7 protein-coding genes and 2 pseudogenes are annotated in these 7607 nt (G+C 61.0%); 7 read left to right on the forward strand and 2 right to left on the reverse strand.

From position 1 onward, the window contains the following. The 3 genes and pseudogenes from GNZ12_RS43645 to GNZ12_RS43655 form a co-directional block, all read left to right on the forward strand. Positions 1 to 344, forward strand: a pseudogene (locus GNZ12_RS43645) (threonine ammonia-lyase, biosynthetic); the annotation flags it as partial. Between the two features lie 337 nt (positions 345 to 681). Next, a complete protein-coding gene (locus tag GNZ12_RS43650) occupies positions 682 to 1854 on the forward strand; it encodes a 4-hydroxybenzoate 3-monooxygenase (RefSeq protein WP_172319178.1) in 1173 nt (390 codons plus the stop codon). A gap of 408 nt (positions 1855 to 2262) precedes the next feature. Further along, positions 2263 to 2514: a hypothetical protein gene (locus tag GNZ12_RS43655; RefSeq protein ID WP_172319180.1), complete on the forward strand. Its 252-nt coding sequence runs from the start codon at positions 2263 to 2265 to the stop codon at positions 2512 to 2514. A gap of 224 nt (positions 2515 to 2738) precedes the next feature. Here GNZ12_RS43655 and GNZ12_RS43660 read toward each other — a convergent pair whose 3' ends face one another. Both GNZ12_RS43660 and GNZ12_RS43665 read right to left on the reverse strand, forming a co-directional pair. Next, the gene (locus GNZ12_RS43660) at positions 2739 to 2987 is read right to left on the reverse strand and encodes a hypothetical protein (protein ID WP_172319182.1); all 249 of its coding nucleotides are present in this window, start codon (positions 2985 to 2987) and stop codon (positions 2739 to 2741) included. Positions 2988 to 3065: 78 nt separating this feature from the next. Further along, the gene (locus GNZ12_RS43665) at positions 3066 to 3455 is read right to left on the reverse strand and encodes a hypothetical protein (protein ID WP_172319184.1); all 390 of its coding nucleotides are present in this window, start codon (positions 3453 to 3455) and stop codon (positions 3066 to 3068) included. Positions 3456 to 4158: 703 nt separating this feature from the next. On the opposite strand from GNZ12_RS43665, the gene GNZ12_RS43670 reads away from it, so the two are divergent. From GNZ12_RS43670 to GNZ12_RS43685, 4 genes and pseudogenes are all read left to right on the forward strand, one after another. Further along, positions 4159 to 4713, forward strand: a complete 555-nt coding sequence (locus GNZ12_RS43670) for a cytochrome b (RefSeq protein WP_407947774.1) — start codon at positions 4159 to 4161, stop codon at positions 4711 to 4713. A gap of 284 nt (positions 4714 to 4997) precedes the next feature. Continuing rightward, a complete protein-coding gene (locus tag GNZ12_RS43675; protein ID WP_172319186.1) occupies positions 4998 to 5852 on the forward strand; it encodes a Crp/Fnr family transcriptional regulator in 855 nt (284 codons plus the stop codon). A gap of 376 nt (positions 5853 to 6228) precedes the next feature. After that, positions 6229 to 7161, forward strand: a complete 933-nt coding sequence (locus GNZ12_RS43680) for a TauD/TfdA dioxygenase family protein (RefSeq protein ID WP_172319188.1) — start codon at positions 6229 to 6231, stop codon at positions 7159 to 7161. A gap of 81 nt (positions 7162 to 7242) precedes the next feature. After that, positions 7243 to 7607: pseudogene (locus GNZ12_RS43685) on the forward strand (ABC transporter substrate-binding protein); the annotation flags it as partial.

The following is a 7607-nucleotide window of genomic DNA, read 5'->3' on the forward strand; positions in this document are numbered from 1 at the left end:
CGCACGGCTTTGCCACTGTCGATCTGACTTTCGATGAACTGTCGAAGCAGCACATCCGCTATATGGTCGGCGGACGCTCGCCTCTGGCCCACGACGAACGTCTGTTCCGCTTCGAGTTTCCGGAGCGGCCGGGCGCGCTGATGAAGTTTCTGTCGTCGATGGCGCCGAACTGGAATATCAGCCTGTTCCACTATCGCAACCAGGGTGCGGACTACAGTTCGATTCTGGTTGGCATCCAGGTGCCGGAGAGCGAGAACAGCGAGTTCGAACGCTTTCTCGCGACGCTTGGTTACCCGTACTGGGAAGAAACTCAGAACCCGGTGTACCGCCTGTTTCTTGCGTAGCCGAGCCGTTTGTTTCGTGACAACTCGCGGTCTGACTCGTGGGCGTGGCCACCGGGAAGCCCCGGCGCGCCACGAACCCCTTGCCGAGATGGTTCGCAATGGGTCGGGGTTTACCTTGAGACCACGCTAGGCGGTGCGGAAGACAAGTCATCGATCGATTAAGCCGCAAGCGCGTCTGGGAGCGGTTAGCGCGCATTTTCGCTCACCCGGGCCCTTCGAGTGGATATGCCTTCTATCTCAAAACTAGATACGGCATATCCACGATATCGCGTTGCGCGATACAAGGCATGATCGTCAAACTGCATGCAGATCAAACGCCGCATTCAGGAGACAACTCATGCGCACCCAAGTTGGCATCATCGGTGCCGGGCCTGCGGGCCTGCTTCTTTCCCATCTTCTGCATTTGCGCGGCATCGACTCCGTCGTGCTCGAATCGCGCACTCGCGAACAGATCGAATCCACCATCCGCGCCGGCGTGCTCGAACAGGGCACGATGGATCTACTCACCGAAGCCGGCGTCGGCGCGCGCATGAAGGCCGAGGGCGCGCTGCATCACGGCTTCGAACTGGCATTCGAAGGCAAGCGGCGCCGTATTGACCTGACCGGACTTACCGGCCATTCGATCACGGTCTACGCCCAGCACGAAGTCATCAAGGACCTGGTCGCCGCGCGCGTGGCGGCTGACGGGAAGCTGCGTTTCGGCGTGACGGACACGTCGCTGCACGGCATCGACACCGACAAACCGTCGATCCGCTATCGCCACGAAGGCGAGGAGCGCGAATTGCAATGCGACTTCGTGATCGGCTGCGACGGTTCGCAAGGTGTGTCGCGTGCATCGATTCCGCAGGCCTTGCGCAAAGACTTCGAGCGCGTCTATCCGTTCGGCTGGTTCGGCATTCTGTGTGAAGGGCCGCCCTCATCGGACGAATTGATCTACGCGCGGCACGACCGTGGTTTTGCGCTGATCAGCACGCGCTCGCACAACGTGCAGCGCATGTATTTCCAATGCGATCCGAAGGAGTCGGTGGATAACTGGTCCGACGACAGAATCTGGGCCGAACTGCACGCTCGCGTCGATTCGCACGACGGCCAGCACATCGTGGATGGCAAGATTTTCCAGAAGAACATTGTTGGCATGCGCAGTTTCGTGTCGGCCACGATGCAGCATGGCCGGCTCTTTCTCGCCGGCGACGCGGCGCATATCGTGCCGCCCACCGGCGCCAAGGGCATGAATCTCGCCGTTGCCGACGTGCGCGTGTTGACCAAAGCGCTGGACGCGTTCTACGTCGAAAATCGCACGGATTTGCTCGACGGTTACAGCGAAACCGCGCTCAAGCGCGTCTGGCGTGCCGAGCACTTCTCGTACTGGATGACGAGCATGATGCACCGCATTGACGGCGCCTCGCCGTTCGAGCAACAACTGCAGGTGGCCGAGCTCGAATACGTGACCACGTCGCGTGCGGCGGCTACCGCGATGGCGGAGAACTATGTGGGTGTCGCAGCGGTATAAGCGCAAGTGAGTGGGCCGCGGATGCCTGGTGTGAAACGGCAAAGGCTTAGTTAAGCGACAAATTTTCCGGCCACTGTGTGGTCGCTACGGGCGCCGCGATCGTGGCGGAATGAAGGCCCCGATTGCTGCGCTGCGGCACCCACACACGGTTTGCTTTGGCGCGTCCGTATATAGCCAGCGTTTATAGAATGCGCGCCGGGGATTGTTTGATCAGACGAACCCCGCGGCGCCCGGCGCACGCCGGCAAACCCTTGATGGGTGGGCTTCTGCCATTGTCATGTCAAAGAGCAACAGTGAATTCAGGAATGGAGGATTTATCCGCGCCTGATCGACACCTAGACTGTCTCCATCGGCTGCACCACAGGTTACATCTGCAGCGCGTTTAAGACATTCTCTGGAGGTGGTTTCATGAAATCGCTCATCAAAGCTGTTGCAATTGCAGTTGTTCTTAGCGCCCCAATTGCTTCGTTTGCGCAATCAAATCAGCCCGCCCCGCAGAACGCGCAGGCAACGCAGGCCACGCAGGCTTCCGGACAGCAAGGTGCGGCTCAGGCCGATACCAGCGGTTACGGTTCGGCCAGCCACGGCACGTGGCAAGCAGGCCGCGGCAGTGACACGACGGTCAGCTCTTATTCGCCGCCGATTTACAACGCACGTTAAAGGCAAAACCAGCACGGCGACCATTGCGGCGCTGGCTGGGTCGCCCGGCATCTGGCGAGTTGAATGCAGAAGGCCGGTCACGCGGACATGTTCCGGTGACCGGCCTTTTTCTTTCGACGACGTTGTTACGTGTCGTTGTTACGTGTTTTTCGAATCCGGGTACGCTGCCGCTGATCCCAATGCCTTAGATGACAGGCGAACGTGATGAGGTGCCGATCAGGCGCTTATGGCGTGCGCAATAGTGTCATCTCGTTGCGCAGCAACGCATGAAGGTCCTCGTCAGAAGGCCGCGTACCCCAGTGCCGTGCGCCGGCCACCGACGCAATCGCGATCCACGAATGAGGTGGAAACCATTCCCGGAGTACGGTGCCGTCCTGACGCAAACACAGTTGGCCGGTTTGTTCGCTGTATTCGGCGGAAATGATCGTGCCGTCGATGCGTGCTGTTACTCGCCGTGGATCGTTGCGTAGCAAATCGTCGCTCCTGCAAAAGGTGTGGCGCGAATGCCTGCGCGGGCCGGTCGCGTCAGTGACGCCGCCACGGCCCAGGCATTAGTGATCGCCCCAGCCGTGACCATCGCCATGCCCGTGATCGCCGTGATCACCGCCATGGTCGTGCCAGTCGCCGTGCGGGCCGTCGCGATAGCCGCGCGCGTCATGCCATTCGCGGTCGTGATGGTGTTCCTCCCACTCGCGTCGTTCCCAGTAGCGGTGACCGTCGTAATAGCGCTCGCCATACCAGCCCGGACTCACGACCACCACCGGCGGAGGGGGCGCGTAGACAGGTGGCGGAGGGGCATAGACCGGCTCGGGCGCGTAGGCCACGCCCGGAATGCCGATGTTCACACCTACATCGACGTGCGCCAGAGCGGCGGAAGATGCACCGATCCCCAGACCTGCAACGATCGCGATGGACAGCCAACGGCTTCGTGAGTGACTCATGTTTTATTCTCGGGTTTTACGATTGAGTGTGGAGAGCGCTGCGCGGGCAACGCTTAGTAATGTTCGTGATAGTGATAACCGCCCTCTGGCACGATGATGCAACCGCCCAATGCACTACCGAGGGTGACAGCCAACAGGACCAGCGCAAAAATTCGTTTCATGACAGGGCGCTCCCTTTTACGTGTGATCGAACTCTACTGAGCGGCGGGATTACCGGTGTGTTCGTGTGTAACAGGACGTGTCGATTTCTTCGCAGGCCGGCCAGGGACACAACACGACGTCGGGACACGGTGTAACGCTGCGATTCGCCGTTCCGCCGACGAGAAATCGGCGGGCAAACCGTTGAGCGCGCTACGAAAAATGCCGTACCTTCGTGCATGCGGTGTGCTCGGGCAGGTCGACGCGCATGCGGTTGAACAGCTGGAACATGCACGGCGTGGCGTATCGCTGTGCGTATGCCGGGCGGATACATTCGGTTGCAGACTCGGGATGCGAGCCGGCGTCATGGGTCGCTGATCGCACTTTTTACGTGGCTGCCGATGTGTTGCCGCCTCATGCGGATGAAAGAGATCGTCAGGCGCAGCATCAGCTTCTCTTAAGGTTTGATCCGTAGCATGCCCGCTTATTGCGCTCAGAATTCGTGTACCCGTGGCGCAGGTAATCGCACTCCATCCAGTGGTTCAACTGCGGCTAAAACATTCACATGATCATGCGATCGGATCAGGTCAATTTCTCACGCTACGCATCAGGCTATGACGGCGTAGCCAAGTTTCTTCACTGGCTGGTGGTCTTATTGATCGCTGCGCAATTCGTGATCGGTTGGACCATGCCGGGTATTCATAAGGGCACGCGGCCTGACGGTCTGATCGCGTGGCATCTCGGCGTGGGTGCAACACTGATTGCAGTGGTGGTGTTGCGAATCGTCTGGCGTCTCACGCACTCGCCGGCACCTGCATCGCTTTCGCCTTTCTTCCGTGTCGTTTCGCACATCACGCACGGTCTTCTTTATCTGGCGCTGGTGGCGGTGCCCTTGCTGGGATGGGCAAATGCATCGTCGCGCGGATGGTCCGTCAAGCTGCTTGGCGTGCTGCCGTACCCCAGCATCTCGCCGGTCGGCTCATCGGCGGGGCACGCAATGGGCGATATCCATGGCTATCTGGCCTGGGTGTTGTTCGCGCTGATCGCGCTGCATATCGCGGCTGCGTTGTTTCATCGCTTCGTGCTCAAGGATGAGACATTGCAGCGGATGCTGCCGTGACCCGTTAGCGCGCGTTAGCCGCGTGTTACTTCCCGTCGTTGACCTGTATGTCGCCCGCATGCCAGCCGTTTTCTCGCGGCGGCAGCGGGCCCGTCGATCGCTCTCCCTGATGCCTGGATCATGACGGTTTCGACGTCATTGCATCCGCGTGTCGTCGTCACGCCCGAACGCGTGATAAGCACATAAAAAACAAGTCTTTTACGCGCGCCGCTAACACTGGTTAGATCGGAGGATCGACTGCCTGTCAGTCATTCAAGTCCAACCGCATCTCTTGCCGGTCAGCCATGAGCACAATTACCGAAGCATTCAATCTGGACGCCGCGGGACTGCCGTCCGCCTTGCGTTCCGCGGGGCGGCCATCCGCGGTGCTCTCCGCCGGGCTTGCTCCCGCACGTCCCGCGCCGTTGCTCTCGTCGCGGCGTGATGGCCGCTCGCTCGACGCGGGCGTTCGTGACTCGATCCACGCTGCGTTCACCGCGAACCCTTGCCTGAAAAGCTGGCCCGCACACGCAATCGACGCGTTATGCGACGCTGGTCAACTGCGCACATGGACCAACGGCGAGCTGATCTTCGCGCGCGATGAGGCGTGCGACGACATCCAGGTGGTTCTCTCCGGCGCGATCGAAATGAGCTGGACCAACTCGGCCGGCGCGCGCGCAGTGGCGGTGTACATGTGGCCGAACGAGGTCATCAACTTTATTCCAGTGATGGACCGGCGCGGCTCGATGCACGACCAGCGCGCACACGGCTCGACGACGCTATTCCACATCCCCGGCAGCGCACTGTTCGACCTGTTTGCCCGCGAGCCCGCGTTGTTACGCAACGTGCTCGATCTGATCTGCCTGCGAAGCCGCGCATTGCACGGCCGGATGGGCAAGACGGCGCTGGCCGGATTTCGTGCGCGCCTCGCGGATCAGTTGCTCGGGCTTGCCGAATGGCACGGCAAAAAAACGGAGCGGGGCGTGGAGCTGACGATCAAGCTGTCGCAGGAGGACCTCGCGGCGTTATTGGCTGCGTCCCGGCAGAGCATCAATAAGGAACTGCGCTGGCTCGTGCAGCAGGGTATCGTGGACGTGCGTTATTGCCGGATAACAGTGATCGATCTGGAGGCACTGCGGGAAGTGAGCGACGCCGCGTGAGAAAACTGATAACGATATAAAAAGCCCTTCTATCAAGTGTCTAAAGGGCGATAGATTCGCGGCGCCCACTTTGCCGATAAAGGCTCATCGATTCAGCAGACAGAGCCATTCAAGTGTTGATTCATTCCCATACCGCCGACTCAGCCGCCCGCCGCGAACCACGCTTCGCATGGTTCCGGGCGTCGTCGTGTCGCCGCTCCTGTCTGGCGTATTCAACTCGCCGCGCCTTGCAGGCGTGTTGATTCAGCCGACCTGCTGTTGAGCTGATCCACGCTAGGCCGGTTCGAGCCGCCGTCACCTTCAGATAAAGATTTTCGCCCCGCGTGCCCCGTGGCGCGCTGACCTGTCTCGTCCTCAAACTTAGGAGTTGCATCGCATGTCGAATCTCAGTCTCGCGACGTCCAGCGCATTGGACATTCATCCCGTCACTGGCCGCATCGGCGCGGAAATTCGTGGCGTGCGCCTGTCGGGTCAGCTCGAACCGGCAAGCGTCGAAGCGATTCGCGCGGCATTAGTGCGCCACAAGGTGATCTTTTTCCGCGGCCAGACGCACCTGCAGGATGCCGACCAGGAAGCCTTCGCCAAGCTGCTGGGTGAACCGGTCTCGCATCCCACGGTGCCCGTGGTCGACGGCACCGACTACCTGCTCGAACTCGATTCGCATCGCGGCGGTCGCGCGAATTCGTGGCACACCGACGTGACTTTCGTCGATGCGTATCCGCAAGCGTCGATCCTGCGTGGCGTAACGATTCCGGCAGTGGGTGGCGACACGGTCTGGGCCAATACCGCCACCGCTTACGACGATCTGCCACCGCCGCTCAAAGCACTCGCCGAGCAACTGTGGGCCGTGCACAGCAACGAGTACGACTACGCGAACTACGCCAACGTCGGCGAGCGCGGGCGGGACGCCGAAGCGCTCAAACGCTATCGCGATGTGTTCGTGTCGACACGTTACGAAACGGGCCATCCGGTGGTGCGCGTGCATCCGGAATCCGGCGAAAAGACGCTGATTCTCGGGCATTTCGTGAAGAGCTTCGTCGGGCTCACGCCAAGTGCGTCAGCGCATTTACTGGAGTTGCTGCAAGCCTACGTGACGCGTCTCGAGAACATCGTGCGCTGGCGCTGGCAGGCGGGCGACGTCGCGATCTGGGACAACCGCGCGACACAGCACTACGCCGTCAACGACTACGGCGACGCTCACCGCGTGGTGCGCCGTGTGACGCTGAAGGGCGACGTGCCGGTCAGCGTCGACGGTCGCCGCAGCTTTACGCGCAGCGTCGTACCGAATCCGGCTGTGAAGGCCGCTTAAACCTCGCGGGCCGCCTGGACCGCTTGTGTCAGGCAGCCCGCGCGTTTGTTCCATCCATCCTCACGAACACCAGGAGAACCCATGAACCTCTCGATCAAATGGGCCAAGCCGTTGTTGCTTGTCGCACTGACCTGGCTGCTCGCAGCACCCGGTTTTGTCGCTGCACAGACGGTGATCCGCATCGCCGTGCCGGACATCAGCGCGGGGCCGAAGCCGGCCGGCGGTGGCGTGGTCGATGTGATTTACGCCAACAAGCTGCTCGACAAGGCGTTCGCGAAGGACGGTGTGGAAGTGCGCTGGACTTTCTTCAAGGGGGCGGGACCGGCGATCAACGAAGCGCTTGCCAACCATCAGGTCGATCTGGCGTTTCTCGGCGACCTGGCCGGCGTGATCGGCCGGGCGAACGGACTGGATACGCGTCTGATCGCGGCGCTGGGCCGTGACAT

This window comes from Paraburkholderia solitsugae (assembly GCF_013177695.1).
In the GTDB taxonomy this organism is placed as follows: domain Bacteria; phylum Pseudomonadota; class Gammaproteobacteria; order Burkholderiales; family Burkholderiaceae; genus Paraburkholderia; species Paraburkholderia solitsugae.